Below are 16,666 nucleotides of genomic sequence, written 5' to 3' on the forward strand. Positions count from 1 at the left end.
TTGGTCCTCGAAGGTAAGAATTTAGACGCCGTTCCACAAAATGAAACTTCCATCGAAAAGAAATTGGTGTTATCTTTAATCGGTATAAAAAATGATTGAATGAAAAACAGAATAACGCGAAGGAAAGCCATTGCAAATAGTCTTAAAATATCACTCGCCACATTAAGCGGTTATGCCTTTACATCTAATAATGATGCGTTTTCTCCATCTATTAAAAAGGTGAAAAATGAAAAACTCCCAGTAAGAATTAGTTTGAATACATCTACCCTAATTCATTACAAGTTACCAGTAGACGTACAAATTGATATGGTTGCAGAAGCAGGTTTCGACGGTATAGAACTTTGGATGCGAGATATTCAGAAGTATATTGATAATGGTGGTACTACAACAACCCTAAAAAACAAATTAATAAAGCACGAACTAACCCTTGAAAACATTATAGGTTTTTCGAAGTGGTGTAGCGATGATGCTGATGAACGAGCAGCAGCAATGAATCAGTTACGTGATGAAATGAAAATTATAGCAGCAATAGGTGGTAGATTTATTGCCGCCCCTGTTCAAGGTATTACAGCATTGGACAGAAATAAATATGATGATTATGCACAGCGTTATAAGGCTATATTAGAGTTAGGTCATGAAACAGGAGTCACCCCAATACTAGAACTTTGGGGTATGGGTGCTTTAAACAAAATTGCAGATTGTGCTCAAATCGCAATAGCAACGGGACATCCAAAAGCGACCATGCTTTTAGATTTCTATCATGTGTATCGTGGAGGAAATGATTGGGATACTATAGATGTACTTAATGGAAAACGCATGCCTGTAATGCATATTAATGATTATCCAGCAGAACCATCTTTTGAGAAATTAAAAGATTCGGACCGAATTTTTCCTGGTGATGGTATTTGTCCGTTTGATGAAGTAATCCCAAAATTATACAATGCAGGTTTTCGGGGAGGTTTTTCGGTGGAACTTTTTAATAAAGGTTATTGGGACACCATGGATGCCAAAACACTTTTAAAAACGTGTTATTATAAAACACATGCTACTGTAGCAAAAGCGCTTTCAAATATTGACACGCCTTAATTATGAAAAAATTACTTTTTGTTCTCGCACTTTTCTTGATTTTTAATTTTAGCTGTAAACCAAAAGTTGAAAACCAAGAATCCAAAAAAGATTTACCTCGAATTGCCATTGCAGGCATAGGTATAGAATCCAGCACCTTTTCCCCTGCTCAATCTAACGAGGAAGCATTTCATGCGCGTATAGGTGATTCTATTTTTGGTAGGTATCCATTTTTTGCAGAGGGAACTACTGTTCGAAAACGTGCTGAATGGATTCCCACTTTTTTAGGAAAATCAATCCCTGGTGGTATAGTTACCCGAGAAGCTTACGAATCAATGGTTGGCAAAACTTTAAAAATGTTAAAAGAAAACGGGCCTTATGACGGACTCTTTTTCGATTTACATGGAGCGATGAGCGTCGTTGGAATTACAGATGCCGAAGGTGATTTTATTAAACGCGTTCGAAAAGTCATTGGTCCAGATGTCCTGATTTCTACCTCTATGGATTTACATGGTAATGTTTCGGAAACATTAGCAGAACATTCTGATTTGATTACTTGCTACCGAATGGCTCCCCATGAAGATGCTTTAGAATCTAAAGAGCGTGCAATTACAAACTTGCTTGACCGTCTAGAAAACGGAAAAGGGAGGCCGAAATTTAAAGCATGGATACCTGTTCCTATTTTATTACCCGGTGAAAAAACGAGCACGCGTATTGAACCAGGTAAAAGTTTATATGCTAAGATTCCTGATATAACAGCACAAGAAGGTGTATTAGATGCTGCTATTTGGATTGGCTATGCATGGGCCGATGAGCCAAGAAATCATGCTGTGGTTATGGTAACAGGTGACGATAAAGTTAAGGTTACTGCTAGTGCTGAAAAATTGGCGAATGCCTTTTGGGATGTACGAAACGAATTTGAATTTGTAGCACCTGTCGCAACGCTCGAAGAAAGTATAGATATGGCTCTAAATAGCAAAGAACACCCTTTTATGATAAGTGATATGGGTGACAATCCAACCGCCGGTGGTGCTGGCGATGTAACATGGACGCTTACTGAAATATTGAAACACCCGGAGTTTAAAAAGGCAAACGGACCATCATTAATTTACGCTTCAATACCAGGGCCAGAATTTGTTAAAGAAGCCGTGAAAATTGGTGTTGGCGGAAAAATAAGTGCTACTGCAGGGGCAGCCGTCGACAATCGTTTTGCACCTCCTATAAAGTTAACAGGAATCATTGAAGCCACTAAAGAAGGCGATAGAGACGCAGAAATTGAGGTGGTTGTAAAAGTAGGAAGTGTTCACGTAATTGTAACAAAAAAAAGAAAGCCATATCATAACGAAAGTGATTTTACTAATTTAGGATTGAACCCAAAGCAATCTGAAATTGTAGTTGTGAAAATTGGATATCTAGTACCTGAATTATATAATATGCGGAAAGGATGGGTTATGGCTTTAACGCCAGGTGGTGTAGATCAGGATTTAGAACGTTTGGGTTATAAAAACATAAAACGCCCTATGTTTCCTTTGGATGCTAATATGAAAAATCCCGATTTGAGCGCAAGACTAATGCGGGCTTCTAATAAACTAAATTAAAAAAACACTAATGACAAAAAACATATTGAAAACAACATTTTTACTACTGGCCATGCTAGCAATTACATCGTGTTCAGAAAATGCGCAAAATAAATTACATGAAGAACATTTTAAGGGACTTCAAATAGAAAAAGTACCGGATGGAATTGTGCATAACGACACCACTTATGTCCCTATTTATTCAGAGATTTATATTAAAACAAAAAATATACGTTTCAACCTAACAGCTACCTTAAGTCTTCGCAATACGAGTTTAAAACATACTATTTATGTTAGTGAGGTAGATTATTATAATTCTTTTGGGGAGAAAACAAAAAGCTTTTTAAGCTCACCGATAGCCCTAAAACCGTTACAGACAGCTGAATATGTTATTGACGAAAGTGACACGAGCGGAGGTGCCGGCGCTAATTTTATTGTTAATTGGAGTGCTAAAAGTGACGTTGTAAAACCAATATTTCAAGGGGTAATGATTTCAACACAAGGGCAACAAGGCGTTTCTTTTACAACCAAAGGAATGTCGATTAGTAATCGATAAAATAGTTTATTAAACTGAAACTGCTTTATTCAGATACCTCCTGAAAGGAAGCATTTCTTTATAAACTTTAATTACTTTTTTCTCAAAATCTGGTTTAAAAATTTCTTGGGTAGAAAATTCGGTTGCTACGGCAAAAGTTTTATTTCGCAACAAATCTATATGCGTATGGTCGTTTGAAAAACCTTTGGGAGCATTTGTTAATTTTACATCTTCATAAAGTCCACCAAAGGTTTGCTTAAATGATTTTTTATTTAATATTTTTTTTAGTTCCTCCCCATCATAATCTATTGCATCTCTAATACTTCGCAATCGTTTCGGATCTGGTCGCCAGAGTCCGCCAGCAAAAATGCAACGTTCGATTCCAATCTCTATATAGAAATCTCCAGTGTTTGGACGCTTATCTAATCCAGCCCCAAAATGATCTTTATAGATTGGTTTATTTGGATGGAACATTAAATTATTATTAATTCTATTTATGCCTTTTTTACCGGGAGTATCATAATATTCATCATCAAAAGCAGATAGTCTAGTATTCATACTATCAAGCCAGCCAATAAAATCATTACGGACTTCTTTATACCATTTACGGTTTACATCCATCCATTCTTTATTATTATTTTTTTGAAGTTCTTTAAGAAAGTCAATTTGATTTTTGAAATCCATTTGCAGGGTATATACTTTAGAAAAACTCCCCTCTTCCTTCGGGAAGGAGATTAAGATATAGGATACATTTAAAACCGATTATCACCACCAACTATATCACCAATAGTTCCAAGAAGGCTACCTTCACCTTTATCTTTGCCACCACGAGGAATAGATGCCAGAACACGACCAGCCAAACGGCTAAATGGTAACGACTGAATATAAACCGTACCGGGTCCGCGAAGCGTAGCAAAGAAAAGTCCTTCGCCACCGAATACTGTATTTTTTATACCACCAACAAATTCGATATCGTAATCTACAGTTTGCGAAAAGCCAACAATACAACCGGTATCTACTTTTAAAACTTCACCTGCAGCCAATTCTTTTTTAGCTATAGTACCACCGGCATGTACAAAAGCCATTCCGTCGCCTTCTAACTTTTGCATAATAAATCCTTCTCCACCAAAAAGGCCTCGGCCTAATTTTTTCGAAAATTCAATTCCTATTGAAACACCCTGAGCAGCGCATAAGAAAGCGTCTTTCTGACATATAAATTTTCCATCTTTTTCTGATAGATCTATCGGCAGAATCTTACCAGGATAGGGCGATGCAAAACTCACTTGCTTTTTCCCTTGTCCAACATTTAAAAAAGCAGTCATAAAAAGACTTTCTCCTGTGAGCATTCGTTTACCAGCTGAAAACATTTTTCCAAGAATACCTTTTTCTTGATTAGAACCATCTCCAAAGATGGTATCCATTTTAATATCCGAATCCATCATCATAAAACTACCAGCTTCCGCTACAACAGCTTCTTGCGGGTCGAGTTCTATTTCGACGTATTGCATTTCTTCTCCAAATATTTGATAGTCTATTTCGTGTGCATTCATTTTATTTCGTTTTTAATTGATGGTTGTTAGTTGTCGGTTCTTATAATTTTGTTACATAATATGGTAAAAATCTTCAAACTCAATATCGGGCGTTCAAAATTTCACTTCTGTCTGCTGTCAATTAATGAACTCTAGTCATAATATTATTTCTTCAGTCGCACCGTCCATTCAAAATTAAAAGTAGACACCACTACTCCATCTTCATTAACTCCAACAGACTTCATCCAAAAAGTTTCACCTTCGCCCGTGGTAATAGTTCTTTTTATAGCCTCCTCTATTAGGTGTCCGTCTTCACAAGTAAATGTTATTACTCCCGTTGCTTTTTTTGAGAAGTTGGCATTATTATTTTGAACTAACATTGAAATTTTTTTACCACTTTCTTGAATCTGGTTAATTACCATAGCACCCGTACTCAGTTCTGCGGCCATACCCTGTACAGCCCAAAACATTGACCTAAATGGGTTCTGATTTCGCCAACTATGTTTAACCGTTACCACACATTTCTGTTCATTTATCGATTTTACACGAACTCCTGTCCACCAAGCGGCAGGTAATTTAAAAAAAGTGAATTTATTGAAATTGCTAGCTGAAGCGCCCATTATTATTATGTTTTACGTAAAAGTATTGAAAATAATCGAAACATTTAATTGTTAAACTTATCTTAAATTTTAGTACTTTGTTTTGCATAGTACCTTTTTTTAGACATATATTTGCATAGGAAGTTATTAGGTTATCAATATAATTGAAGTAAAAAGTAATACAAATAGACCATGGAAAGCGCATTAACCAAACACGAAAAAAACTTATCGGCATTAATACATGCTTCGACTTTTTCTAAGTTCTTTTTCCCTTTCGGAAATTTCATAATTCCATTAGTACTTTGGACAGCTAATAAAAATGAATACAGTTTTGTAGATCATAATGGTAAGCAAGCTTTAAATTTTCAAATAAGCATACTCCTCTACTCTATTATTTTAGGAATAATTACTGTTCCATTTTTTATAGGAATCTTACCTGATATTTTTGATTTTGGATTAAATGGACTTAATAATTTCAACAATCTGAATATTAGTTTTGATAGGGACGATTTTAGATTTGGAAAATGGTTATTCCCAATTGGAATTGCAGGATTAGCACAGGGAGCATTATTTGTAGTGAATATCGTGTATACTATTTTAGCAACAATAAAAACAAACGAAGGAGAAGAATTTGAATATCCTATTACCATAAATTTTATAAAGTAAAGTACCAGGGTCTTAATCACACCCTGTAATAGTTAATTAAACGGAGTTTATCATCAATCAATTTAACATGAACAATTTTCAGCCATTGCAGAATAAAGTTCAACAAAAACGAACAGTTAATCTATGCAGACAAGCACCACACAAAAAGGACCGCCAGGAAGCGGACATGCAAAGCATAAAAAGCAAAAAGACATTATGAACGTAGAAAATACAAAAGCGCAAATGCGCAAAGGGGTTCTAGAATATTGCATTCTCTCCATTCTCAATGGAAAAGACAAATATGCATCTGAAATTCTAGGCACTCTTAAAGATGCTAAGATGCTGGTGGTAGAGGGTACTATTTATCCCCTATTAACTCGGTTAAAAAATGCAGGCCTTCTCAATTATCGCTGGGAAGAATCTACCTCAGGACCACCACGTAAATACTATACTTTAACCGAAACAGGAAAACTTTTCCTAAAAGAATTAGATACCACTTGGGACGAATTAAGAAGCGCCACAAACTTGGTTACCAATACAAAAAACAGCTAACGATGAACAAGACAGTAAATATAAATCTAGCAAACGTACTCTTTCATATAGATGAAGAGGCGTACAACAAAATGCGACGCTACCTAGAATCGGTAAAACGCTCCTTTGCAAATACTGCAGGTAGCGATGAAATCATAGCGGACATCGAAGCGCGAATTGCTGAACTTTTTCATGACAAATTAGAGAATGAAAGACAAGTTATTACCGTAAAAGAAGTTGATGAAGTAATCGCAATAATGGGGCAACCTGAAGATTATATGGTCGATGAAGATATTTTCGAAGACGAACCTATCTCATCAAAAGCGAAATCTTCTGGAAAGCGAGCCAAGAAATTCTATAGAGATACTGAACACAAATATGTTGCAGGGGTATCAGCTGGTTTGGCTCATTATTTTAATATTGATCCTTTATGGATTCGTTTACTATGGATTGTTTTAACCATCGGTTCTACAGGAGGGTTCATTTTAATTTATGGATTGCTTTGGATATTAATACCTGAGGCTACTACCACCTCTCAAAAATTAGATATGCGTGGTGAAGCCATTAACATAAGTAATATCGAGCGAAAAGTAAAGGAAGGATTTGATGATGTTGCAGATAAAGTAAAAAATGCCGACTACAGTAAAGTTAAAAATAGCGGGAAAACTTTTTTTGACACTGTAGGTGATATCATCATGTTCTTATTCAAAATTTTCGGCAAATTTATTGGTATCATATTAATCGTTATTGGCGCCGCTACAATTATTGGTATGTTCATCGGCATGTTAACTGTTGGTACCTTAGATTGGATTCATGTACCGGGCTTAGAAAACGTTCTTGATAATATTACAGGAACATCGGTTTGGGTTTGGTCATTACTAATTTTCTTTGCAGTTGGAATTCCGTTTTTCTTTCTATTGTATTTAGGATTAAAAATATTGGTTAACAATCTAAAATCGATTGGTAGTATTGCAAAATTCTCACTACTTGGACTTTGGATAATTTCTATCATCTGCCTAATTGTTATGGGAATAAAAGAAGCTGCTGCACATGCTTACAGTGGAGGAATTACCACAGAACGAGAACTATATTTAGATAAAACATCAGACACCTTAAACATTGAATTGGTACGAACAGATTTATGGGATAACCGTTCTAATGTGCGTATGGATGATATGGTAATGACATATGATGACGATGGAGAACCTATTTTACTTTCAGATGATGTACGTTTCCGTTTAAAGAGATCTAATGACACTGTAATTAGAATTGAAGTAAAAAGAGAAGCCAACGGCCCTTCTGTTGTGGAAGCTAGATCGGTAGCAGAGAAAATAAACTACAGTTACGACATAGTTGGCAATCGATTAATTCTAAACGATTATTTAACTACGAATAGTGAGAGTAAATTTAAAGACCAAGAAGTTCGAGTTAATTTATTTGTACCGGTAGGCACGGTATTAAAGTACCATTCTGACAGTGATCGCAACTGGATTATGAGTGCGGATACAGATCGTAATTCTGGCGACCTAGAAGATTATATCTGGAAAATGGGTGCTGATAATGAATTAAAATGTCAAGAATGTCCGGAAGAAGAGAATGACGAGGATTATGACAATAATCACATTAGAATAAATGAAGACGGCATTGATATTAATATTAATGATAATGGAGAAGCATTTAAAATGAAAGTGAACCAAGACGGTGTTAATATTAAAGCTAAAGATAATAGCGATAATGTAGACATCAATATTAATAGCGACGGCGTTAAAATAAACACCGACGAAGACTAAAATTACAATTCATCATATAATATCAACAGTTCAGAAAATAGAATTTAAAAAGTACCAATAGAAATATCAAATTTACATCAATCAATAAAACAACAATCATGACAACATTATCAAGAATCGCAATCGGATTCATCTTAGCATTTTTAGCCACATCTTGTGGAATGGATATTAACATCGGTGATTTCGGTTCCGGTGAAAGAGGTAACGGTGAGGTAGTAACAGAAAACAGAAGAATAACTGAAAATTTTGATGAAATTTCGGCTTCAGAAGGAATTGAAGTTTATGTAACCCAAGCCAACGATTTCAAAATTGAAGTAGAAGGAGATTCGAATATTATCAATTTAATTGGTACCGATATTAAAAATGGCAAACTTCGTATTCATGCCAAAGAAAACATTGGCAGAGCTACCAAAAAGGTTCATGTTTCGTTACCCGAAATAGAAGCACTTAATAGTTCTAGTGGAGCGCGCTTAAATGCTAGAGGATTAATTAAATCTGATAAATTAGAGATTAACTCTAGTAGCGGTTCAGGTATAGATATTGAAATTGCAGTAAGTGATATTGATATTGATGCTAGTAGCGGTGCCAACATAACAATTTCAGGTAAAACACATATGTTAAACGTTGATGGAAGTAGCGGTGCCAACATAAACACCAAAAATCTACAATCTAAAATATGTGATGCTGATGCCAGTAGCGGTTCTAATATTTCCGTAAATGTTTCTGATAGGTTAACTGCCGATGCAACTAGTGGTGGCAACATAGCTTACCAAGGTGACCCTTCTGTTAAAAAGAATAAATCTGCTTCAGGCAGCGTACATAAGTACTAATTAAATAGTGCTTTATTTTAAGATAATCAATTCATAATCTATATTCAAAGCAACCAATTGTAATACTTAAACACCAGCCATTGAGAATAATTATTTTCAGTGGCTTTTTCTTATTTTGGATTTTCAACAATTTCTGCTTTTGACCCTTCTTTAATTCTCGTATTCTCAATTTTTAACGTACTGCTTCCGGCACCTGTATGAGTAGATTTAGGTCCATTAAATTTTATGAAACCGTCTTTAAAATCTACACTGCCAATTGCATCATTATTAGTAATAATAGCTGGATTAAATTCTGATGTATTTTCAATAGTAACATTTTCAAAATCAAATTCCCCCGAATTACCATCAATATATAAAGTGCCATATACATCTGAAATCCATATGTCATTAGTAACTTTTACATTACGTACATTATTAAAATAGATACCTGCACGAAAAGTATTTCCGGTCATTATTAAACCATTAATGTTTGTAAATTCCATACCATTGGCATCCGCAGTTTGTTCAGCATCTATATTGTTGGTAATTTTTATATTCTCTTTTAGATATGTGTTTGTAATTAGTATTGGTCTTTCCACATTAGTCTTAAAAACATTACTATTATAAATAGTATTCCAAGAACCTACATTTTCAATTGCTGTTATTGGCACATTGTTAAAAGTCACCTTTTCAATTATGTTATCATCACCTCTTCCTGAAAAACTTATGGCGATTCCATTTGTTCCACAAAGTCCGATATTATTTACGGTACCTCCAAGTACTCGAATGTCATTATACCTAGAAACCGCGTGATCTACATGGTTAATAAACTCAATAGCCATTCGGCTAATATCAAACCAATTATTATTAATAAAGTGAATTGATTCAGTTTTAAAGTTGGATTCATTTGCAGATTTAAAACCATTTATGGTACCACCAGGTGCCGTCCAATTTACATCTTTAAAAGTTATATTCTTAACTGGTGTAGCACCTACAAAAAATAAAGCAGGATTTTCATTCTCATTTGTAACCCCTTTATAGGAAGAACTGAAGGTTAAATTTTCGATATATAAATTTGAGATTCCACCTGTATTTAATCTAGAATCTATAATGGGTTGGTCTGTAGTTATATTTAACACAACTCCTTTATCTGCTATTATTTTAAAATCGCGAACTCCATTCGGAAGTACAGAATCATCCAGATTATAAGTTCCTTTTTCAATGCAAATAAGATTTAGATTACCAGATTCATTTTCACGAAATATTTTCCGTAAAGCCACAGTATTTTCAGCAGGAGAATTTGTGGTTAACAGGTTATAGTCAGAAGCCCACTTTAACTCTTTTGATTCTTCAATACGCTCATCCTTCCCAATGAATGTGGACGGTTTAATAGTAGAAAATGCAAAAAGTTCTACGAACAAAAAACTTAGGATAACTACTTTTTTCATCATGAACTCTTTCTAGTATTTTTTAACCAACTGAAAATGTACAATTTCTAGATATTATCTAAAATAATTATCGATAAAGACACCTAATTTAAGCTTCATCTACATGATAGTCAGACCATTGAAGGTATTTATACTTTTGATTGCACTTTTAGCCAATTAACTATTTAATTATTTCAAAAGTAGGATTTTAAATTCTGCACCACTAAAAGTCATCATTATTTGATTTCAACTTTAAATCTAAAGATTATAAATTTTTACAACAGGACGATTGAAATCTAGATTAGATTTATTTTTTAATCAGCGGTTTGTATATATTAGTACAAACTTTTTTCATGCAATTAGAACTAAAAAAATTCATACTTCCGCTAAAGCACACATTTAGTATTTCTAGAGAATCTCACGATTTTCAAAACACCTTAATTGTTGTGCTTTCTTTGGATGGAAAAACTGGTTATGGCGAAGCAACTTCCAATCCATATTACAAAATTACGGTTGAAAGTATGATGTCTGAAATAACTGCTATTAAAAATGAAATCGAAGGTTTTGATTTTACGACACCAGAAATATTTCATGCCTTTCTAGTACGTAAACAGTTAAGCAATTTTGCAATATGTGCCTTAGATCTTGCGGCACATGATCTATTCGGAAAAATAAGAGGAAAGTCGTTAATTGAAATATGGGGTACGACAAAAGAAAAATACCCCAAAACAAATTACACCATAGGTCTTGACACTATTGAAAAAATGGTTGCTAAAATGAAGGAAACTCCATGGCCTATTTATAAGATTAAGTTGGGAACAGATAATGATGTTGCCATTGTAAAAGAACTTAGAAAAAATTCTGACGCCATTTTCAGAATTGATGCAAATTGTGCGTGGTCGGCTAAAGAAACGATATTTAATGCACCTATTTTAAAAGATTTAGGAGTTGAGTTTTTAGAACAACCATTAAAAGCAGATGATTGGGAAGGCATGGAAAAAGTAATGCACCACAGTGTTTTACCTGTTATTGCTGATGAAAGTTGTATTGTAGAATCTGATGTAGAAAAATGTGGATTGCATTTTACGGGGATTAATATAAAGCTAACTAAATGTGGCGGCCTCACTCCTGCTCTACGTATGATAAAAAAAGGAAAAGAATTAGGCTTAAAAGTTATGGTAGGTTGCATGACAGAGTCCACCGTGGGCATTTCGGCTATCGCTCAGCTTTTACCACAACTTGATTATGTAGATATGGATGGAGCAATGCTTTTAAGTTCCGATATAGCTAAAGGTGTACAAATTAAAAGCAATGCAGAAGTTGTATTTCCTGAATTAGCCGGAAGTGGAATAACCTTATTGTAATGGCTTATAAAGTAAATAGTTTTCCTGGTAGAGAAATCACCATTAAAAACGAGAAGTTTTTGTATTTCGGCGGTACTGCTTATTTAGGATTACAGACCGATAAAGATTTTCAAGAAATATTTATTAAAAACATACAAAAATACGGGACCAATTATGGTGCTTCAAGAAATGCCAATATTCGATTAGATGTGTATGATAAGGCTGAAAAGTATTTGGCTGACTTTATAGGAAGTGAAGATTGCTTTACAATGTCATCAGGCTTTTTAACTGGGCAAATACTAGCAAAATATTTTCATTCAAAAAATCGAATTTGTTTGTATGCCCCTGCCACTCATGAAGCTTTGCATTTATTAAATACAGAGAATCAACAAAATCTTCAGGATTTATTGACCAATTTAGAAGCTGCACTAAAGAATCCAAATGAAAATCCTGTTCTCTTTCTAGATTCAATTCTTCTTAGGGGAAATAACTATCCTAAGTTTGAATGGTTACAAAATATTAATCTCGAACGAGTTACGCTAGTTGTTGATGATTCGCATGGTTTTGGTATTGTTGGTAAAAACGGAAATGGCGTATATGAATCATTAGTTAAAATGAATCCTAAAGAGCTTTTAGTTTGCGGATCGCTAGGCAAAGGGTTTGGAATTCAGGCAGGTTTTATAGCAGGCAATACTTTAACCATTAATCAATTAAGAACTTTAGAAATGTACGCAGCTGCTAGTCCGGCTTCACCAGCTTCAATGGCGACATTACTTGAATCCCAAGAAATTGTAAAAACAAAAAGAAGTCTTTTACTAAAAAACATTGAATATTTCATTGCGAATACTGCGCAAATAAGTCAATTTAATTTTCTGCCAGAATACCCATGTTTTGCTTTTGAAAATAAAGAATTAAACGCGCATTTCGAAAAAAACAAAATCATTGTTACTCATTTCTATTACCCAATGGATAACGACGAATTGGTTCAACGAATAGTGATAAGTGCACATCACAAAGCAAGTGATATTGAAAAATTAACCAATTGCATTGCGGAGCACTTCTAACACAACGAACAAAACATCTCATATTTAAATATCACATTCGTGATATTTTTAACAATAAATTACATTTTTATTAAATTTTGTCGTAACTTTTTAAAATACACTCATTAATAACTTTAAAGGATACGACCATGAAAAAATTACTCGGATTGGTTTTTTTGATGCTATTCCTCATTTCCGCTACGGAAATGGCATCTACAAAACCCGCATTGCACCCTTCAATAGAAGGAACTTGGGAATTAGTAAGTTTTTATAATTATGTAGATGGCGAAAATGTTTCTGATACTTTGCCAGCAACAAAAGGCTATCGACAAATTAAAATGTTTTATGACGGCAAAGTTATGTGGACGAGATATGTCCCGAACGATTCGGTGGAATGGTTTGGTTATGGTTCTTATCAAGTTGAGGATAATCAATTACTTGAAAAATTAGAATATATGTCCGCATCAATGCGAAAAGTAGCTAATAAAGATATGATTTGGACAATGGAACTAGATTTGAAAAATAATAGTTTTAGTCAAATATTCACCGATGAAGAAGGTAATAGAATCAATTCTGAAAATTATAAAAGGCTGAATTAAAATTCTTTCAAACAAAAAAGCCCTGTTAAACAACAGGGCTTTTTTTATAATATAAATTGAAGTTTAAACAACCTTTTCTTCAGGAACTTCTTTAGAAGCCAAATAGCGCTCAGCATCTAAAGCTGCCATACAACCTGTACCCGCCGCCGTAATTGCCTGACGATATACATGATCTGCAGCATCACCAGAAACAAAAACGCCTTCTACATTGGTTTTAGCTGTGCCTGGTGTTTTTATAATATAACCGGTTTCGTCTAAATCCAGATAATCCTTAAAAATATCTGTATTTGGCTTATGACCAATAGCAACAAAAAATCCAGTTGCTGGAATATCTATTTTCTCGCCTGTAACTTTATTTTTAGCACGCACACCAGTAACTACTTGTCCATCTCCCAAAACCTCATCCGTTTCAGTATTGAATAAAATTTCGATGTTTTCTGTATTACGTACTCTAGCTTCCATAATTTTAGATGCTCTAAAAGCATCACGGCGAACCAACATTGTTACCTTGTTACAAAGCTTAGAAAGATAATGTGCTTCTTCGGCTGCAGAATCACCTGCCCCTACTAAAACCACATCTTGATTTTTATAAAAGAAACCATCACAAACGGCACAAGCAGAAACTCCACCCCCTAAGTTTAAATATTTTTGCTCAGAAGGTAATCCTAGATATTTTGCAGTTGCACCTGTAGAGATAATTACAGTATCGCAATGAATCTCTTTTGTCTCATTTACCCATACTTTGTGAATAGGTCCTGAGAAATCAACTTTGGTCACCCAGCCATCGCGAACATCTGTATTAAAGCGCTCCGCTTGCTTCTGAAACTCCATCATCATTTCTGGTCCCGTAATCCCATCAGGATAACCTGGATAATTCTCAACTTCATTTGTAGTCGTCAATTGCCCGCCAGGTTGTGTACCCTGGTACAGTACTGGAGACATATTAGCTCGGGCAGCGTAAATTGCGGCAGTATAACCTGCAGGGCCCGAACCGATAATCAAACATTTTACTCTTTCTATATTATCTGACATGTTGTTTAATTTAATGCTAATACAAAAGTAGGTGATTTGCAAAAAACCTTACATTTTAATTATCAAAAGTTTTCGGTACATTTGTTCATAGTTCGGATTACATAAGTTGTAGGACTTGATGTTGTTTGGAAGTTAAATCTGAATTTAAATCGAACTATACTAAATATTAAGTTTCAATAAATTTTTGGATTAATATAAAGTTGTTCCCCCAATTTTAAAGTTTTAATAGGTTTGGCAGGATTTTTGAAAAAGATATTCTAACAGACGAAAACGAAAAAATTAACGAACATAGCCAATCATGACTGATAGAAAATTGAGGAGTATAGTCGTAGATGATTCCGAGATACAGCGAACCATTGTTGCCAAACTTATAAACAATCATCCGAATCTTGAGTTAGTTGCTGAATACCGAAATGGTGTTGAAGTATTAAAGAATGTAAAAAGCAATGAGATTGATGTTATCTTTCTTGATGTTGAAATGCCTCTCGTAAATGGGTTTGATTTATTAAGCTCAATGGAACACACCCCACAAGTAGTTTTAATAAGTTCTGATCCTAGCTACGCATTAAGGGCTTTTGATTTTAATGTAACTGATTACTTACTTAAACCTATTGATTCTGCTCGATTTAATATTGCGGTCAAAAAAACCCTTAATGCTTCTGCAAATAAAGTTAAGCCTGAGGAAGATGACCGGCATATTTTTGTAAAAAGTAGTCTTCAAAAAATCAAAGTCAAACTTACTGAAATAAAATGGGTAGAAGCTTTAGGCGATTATGTACGTCTTAACCTTAATGATTCTAGCATATTAGTGTTATCTTCTATGAAATCATTTTCTCAAAAATTACCAGAAGACGATTTCCTAAGAATACACAAATCTTATATTGTAAACCTACATAAGGTTGACAAATTCAACAGTAACTCGGTAGAGCTTTGTGGTGAAAGATTACCTTTAAGTAGAAAAAGAAAATCTGAACTTAAAGAAGCATTAGGCGCAGCTTAACTTAGTTAATTCCTATAACTAATTGTTCCTGAACTTGGTTTAACTTCAAAAGCATCTAATGCTATACTAAACTTATCTTTATACGCTTTTGTTGCTGTTATTACAAAATCATCAACGGCATTTTCATGTACAATATTAAGTGTACAACCACCAAAGCCACCACCTGTTTGTCTCGCCCCTAGAACAAAATCATTTGCTTTTGAAAAGTCTACTAGAAAGTCAGATTCTGGACAACTTACTTCATAAAGTTTACTAATACCTTCATGGGCTTCATAAAGTATTTGGCCAACCATTTCTAAATTATTTTCCGCTAAGGCTTTTGCCATTTTATGAACCCGCTCATTTTCGGCGATTATAAATGAACAACGATTATAAACAGTTTCAGAAATTCTGTCTTTTACGCTATTTAGCATTTCAATGGTAACATCGCGAAGTGCATTAACTTCAGAATAGTCTTCTTTTAAAATAGCAACACCTTCTTCACACTCATTCTTTCGAGTATTATACTCGCTTGTCGCCAAGTTGTGTGAAACCTTTGTGTTTAGTAAAATTATTTTATACGGATTAAGATTGATAGGAATAGGTTGGTATTCTAACGAACGACAATCCAATAATAACATATGTCCTTCTTCACTCATTACAGATGCAAACTGATCCATAATTCCACATTGAGTACCAGCATACGTATGTTCTGCAATTTGAGATAATTTCACCATTTCCATTTTCGTAAGTCCTAAGTCAAAAAGATCATTCAGACCAAAAACTAATCCACATTCAAGAGCAGCTGAAGAACTTAAACCAGAACCGGTAGGTAAATTACTTTCAATAGTGCAATTAAAACCTTCTAATTTATTTGTTCGTTTTGAAATTTCATTCAGTACACCTAGGATGTAATTCTCCCATTCAATTGTACTCTTTTCAATTGCATTTAAATCTAACTCAAAACCAGTATCAAAAGTGGTACTATATACTTGACATTTATTTGGGGAACCATTCTTACTAAATTGAAAAATAATTTTTTTTTCGATTGCAGTAGGAAGCACAAAACCCATGTTATAATCCGTATGCTCACCAATTAAATTAATACGACCAGGAGATTCAACAGTTAATTCTGATTTGAAATTATTTAGGAATTCCATAGA

General features: G+C 34.3%; 17 protein-coding genes. 11 read left to right on the forward strand and 6 right to left on the reverse strand.

Annotated elements, in window-relative coordinates; all coding sequences use genetic code 11:
- The first annotated feature begins 99 nt into the window (after positions 1-99).
- The 3 genes from UH7x_RS00850 to UH7x_RS00860 are packed head-to-tail and all read left to right on the forward strand — an operon-like array spanning position 100 to position 3,198.
- Entirely contained in the window at positions 100-1,086 is a 987-nt protein-coding gene (locus tag UH7x_RS00850; RefSeq protein ID WP_482361833.1) for a sugar phosphate isomerase/epimerase family protein, read from the forward strand.
- Positions 1,087-1,088: 2 nt separating this feature from the next.
- Entirely contained in the window at positions 1,089-2,663 is a 1,575-nt protein-coding gene (locus UH7x_RS00855) for a M81 family metallopeptidase (protein WP_482361834.1), read from the forward strand.
- Between the two features lie 10 nt (positions 2,664-2,673).
- Complete coding sequence (locus UH7x_RS00860; RefSeq protein ID WP_482361835.1) at positions 2,674-3,198, forward strand: DUF3124 domain-containing protein; 525 nt, start codon at positions 2,674-2,676, stop codon at positions 3,196-3,198.
- A 9-nt stretch (positions 3,199-3,207) separates the two neighbouring features.
- On the opposite strand, the gene UH7x_RS00865 is transcribed toward UH7x_RS00860, so the two are convergent.
- The 3 genes from UH7x_RS00865 to UH7x_RS00875 form a co-directional block, all read right to left on the reverse strand.
- Positions 3,208-3,861: a DUF2461 domain-containing protein gene (locus UH7x_RS00865; protein ID WP_482361836.1), complete on the reverse strand. Its 654-nt coding sequence runs from the start codon at positions 3,859-3,861 to the stop codon at positions 3,208-3,210.
- Between the two features lie 68 nt (positions 3,862-3,929).
- Entirely contained in the window at positions 3,930-4,727 is a 798-nt protein-coding gene (locus tag UH7x_RS00870; RefSeq protein WP_482361837.1) for a TIGR00266 family protein, read from the reverse strand.
- A 143-nt stretch (positions 4,728-4,870) separates the two neighbouring features.
- The gene (locus tag UH7x_RS00875; RefSeq protein ID WP_482361838.1) at positions 4,871-5,326 is read right to left on the reverse strand and encodes a DUF4442 domain-containing protein; all 456 of its coding nucleotides are present in this window, start codon (positions 5,324-5,326) and stop codon (positions 4,871-4,873) included.
- Positions 5,327-5,497: 171 nt separating this feature from the next.
- Here UH7x_RS00875 and UH7x_RS00880 point away from each other — a divergent pair, with 171 nt between their 5' ends.
- From UH7x_RS00880 to UH7x_RS00895, 4 genes are all read left to right on the forward strand, one after another.
- Positions 5,498-5,971 carry a DUF4870 domain-containing protein gene (locus UH7x_RS00880; RefSeq protein ID WP_482361839.1) on the forward strand — a complete coding sequence of 158 codons (474 nt, stop codon included), beginning with the start codon at positions 5,498-5,500 and terminating at the stop codon, positions 5,969-5,971.
- Between the two features lie 195 nt (positions 5,972-6,166).
- The gene (locus UH7x_RS00885; RefSeq protein ID WP_482363562.1) at positions 6,167-6,502 is read left to right on the forward strand and encodes a PadR family transcriptional regulator; all 336 of its coding nucleotides are present in this window, start codon (positions 6,167-6,169) and stop codon (positions 6,500-6,502) included.
- Between the two features lie 2 nt (positions 6,503-6,504).
- A complete protein-coding gene (locus tag UH7x_RS00890; protein WP_482361840.1) occupies positions 6,505-8,271 on the forward strand; it encodes a PspC domain-containing protein in 1,767 nt (588 codons plus the stop codon).
- Positions 8,272-8,369: 98 nt separating this feature from the next.
- The gene (locus UH7x_RS00895; protein ID WP_482361841.1) at positions 8,370-9,101 is read left to right on the forward strand and encodes a head GIN domain-containing protein; all 732 of its coding nucleotides are present in this window, start codon (positions 8,370-8,372) and stop codon (positions 9,099-9,101) included.
- Between the two features lie 110 nt (positions 9,102-9,211).
- On the opposite strand, the gene UH7x_RS00900 is transcribed toward UH7x_RS00895, so the two are convergent.
- The gene (locus UH7x_RS00900; RefSeq protein ID WP_482361842.1) at positions 9,212-10,531 is read right to left on the reverse strand and encodes a hypothetical protein; all 1,320 of its coding nucleotides are present in this window, start codon (positions 10,529-10,531) and stop codon (positions 9,212-9,214) included.
- A gap of 329 nt (positions 10,532-10,860) precedes the next feature.
- Here UH7x_RS00900 and UH7x_RS00905 point away from each other — a divergent pair, with 329 nt between their 5' ends.
- The 3 genes from UH7x_RS00905 (at position 10,861) to UH7x_RS00915 (ending at position 13,492) form a co-directional block, all read left to right on the forward strand.
- Positions 10,861-11,871 (forward strand): dipeptide epimerase, encoded by a 1,011-nt coding sequence (locus UH7x_RS00905; RefSeq protein ID WP_482361843.1) that lies wholly within the window; start codon positions 10,861-10,863, stop codon positions 11,869-11,871.
- Positions 11,871-12,914, forward strand: a complete 1,044-nt coding sequence (locus UH7x_RS00910; RefSeq protein ID WP_482361844.1) for an aminotransferase class I/II-fold pyridoxal phosphate-dependent enzyme — start codon at positions 11,871-11,873, stop codon at positions 12,912-12,914. Before UH7x_RS00905 ends, UH7x_RS00910 begins: the two co-directional genes overlap by 1 nt.
- 128 nt (positions 12,915-13,042) lie before the next feature.
- Complete coding sequence (locus UH7x_RS00915) at positions 13,043-13,492, forward strand: hypothetical protein (RefSeq protein ID WP_482361845.1); 450 nt, start codon at positions 13,043-13,045, stop codon at positions 13,490-13,492.
- Between the two features lie 63 nt (positions 13,493-13,555).
- On the opposite strand, the gene trxB is transcribed toward UH7x_RS00915, so the two are convergent.
- Complete coding sequence (gene trxB / locus UH7x_RS00920) at positions 13,556-14,524, reverse strand: thioredoxin-disulfide reductase (RefSeq protein WP_482361846.1); 969 nt, start codon at positions 14,522-14,524, stop codon at positions 13,556-13,558.
- A gap of 298 nt (positions 14,525-14,822) precedes the next feature.
- On the opposite strand from trxB, the gene UH7x_RS00925 reads away from it, so the two are divergent.
- On the forward strand, positions 14,823-15,524 hold the full coding sequence (locus UH7x_RS00925; protein ID WP_482361847.1) for a LytR/AlgR family response regulator transcription factor: 702 nt from the start codon (positions 14,823-14,825) through the stop codon (positions 15,522-15,524).
- A gap of 5 nt (positions 15,525-15,529) precedes the next feature.
- Here UH7x_RS00925 and galK read toward each other — a convergent pair whose 3' ends face one another.
- Entirely contained in the window at positions 15,530-16,663 is a 1,134-nt protein-coding gene (gene galK, locus UH7x_RS00930) for a galactokinase (RefSeq protein WP_482361848.1), read from the reverse strand.
- Between the last annotated feature and the right edge of the window lie 3 nt (positions 16,664-16,666).

Source organism: Aurantibacter sp. UH7 (genome assembly GCF_056839165.1).

Bases quoted from the DNA above. Each gene is read 5' to 3' on its own strand.
- UH7x_RS00850 (WP_482361833.1), top strand. From the start codon at position 100: ATGAAAAACAGAATAACGCGAAGGAAAGCCATTGCAAATAGTCTTAAA.
- UH7x_RS00855 (WP_482361834.1), top strand. From the start codon at position 1,089: ATGAAAAAATTACTTTTTGTTCTCGCACTTTTCTTGATTTTTAATTTT.
- UH7x_RS00860 (WP_482361835.1), top strand. From the start codon at position 2,674: ATGACAAAAAACATATTGAAAACAACATTTTTACTACTGGCCATGCTA.
- UH7x_RS00865 (WP_482361836.1), bottom strand. From the start codon at position 3,861: ATGGATTTCAAAAATCAAATTGACTTTCTTAAAGAACTTCAAAAAAAT.
- UH7x_RS00870 (WP_482361837.1), bottom strand. From the start codon at position 4,727: ATGAATGCACACGAAATAGACTATCAAATATTTGGAGAAGAAATGCAA.
- UH7x_RS00875 (WP_482361838.1), bottom strand. From the start codon at position 5,326: ATGGGCGCTTCAGCTAGCAATTTCAATAAATTCACTTTTTTTAAATTA.
- UH7x_RS00880 (WP_482361839.1), top strand. From the start codon at position 5,498: ATGGAAAGCGCATTAACCAAACACGAAAAAAACTTATCGGCATTAATA.
- UH7x_RS00885 (WP_482363562.1), top strand. From the start codon at position 6,167: ATGAACGTAGAAAATACAAAAGCGCAAATGCGCAAAGGGGTTCTAGAA.
- UH7x_RS00890 (WP_482361840.1), top strand. From the start codon at position 6,505: ATGAACAAGACAGTAAATATAAATCTAGCAAACGTACTCTTTCATATA.
- UH7x_RS00895 (WP_482361841.1), top strand. From the start codon at position 8,370: ATGACAACATTATCAAGAATCGCAATCGGATTCATCTTAGCATTTTTA.
- UH7x_RS00900 (WP_482361842.1), bottom strand. From the start codon at position 10,531: ATGATGAAAAAAGTAGTTATCCTAAGTTTTTTGTTCGTAGAACTTTTT.
- UH7x_RS00905 (WP_482361843.1), top strand. From the start codon at position 10,861: ATGCAATTAGAACTAAAAAAATTCATACTTCCGCTAAAGCACACATTT.
- UH7x_RS00910 (WP_482361844.1), top strand. From the start codon at position 11,871: ATGGCTTATAAAGTAAATAGTTTTCCTGGTAGAGAAATCACCATTAAA.
- UH7x_RS00915 (WP_482361845.1), top strand. From the start codon at position 13,043: ATGAAAAAATTACTCGGATTGGTTTTTTTGATGCTATTCCTCATTTCC.
- trxB (WP_482361846.1), bottom strand. From the start codon at position 14,524: ATGTCAGATAATATAGAAAGAGTAAAATGTTTGATTATCGGTTCGGGC.
- UH7x_RS00925 (WP_482361847.1), top strand. From the start codon at position 14,823: ATGACTGATAGAAAATTGAGGAGTATAGTCGTAGATGATTCCGAGATA.
- galK (WP_482361848.1), bottom strand. From the start codon at position 16,663: ATGGAATTCCTAAATAATTTCAAATCAGAATTAACTGTTGAATCTCCT.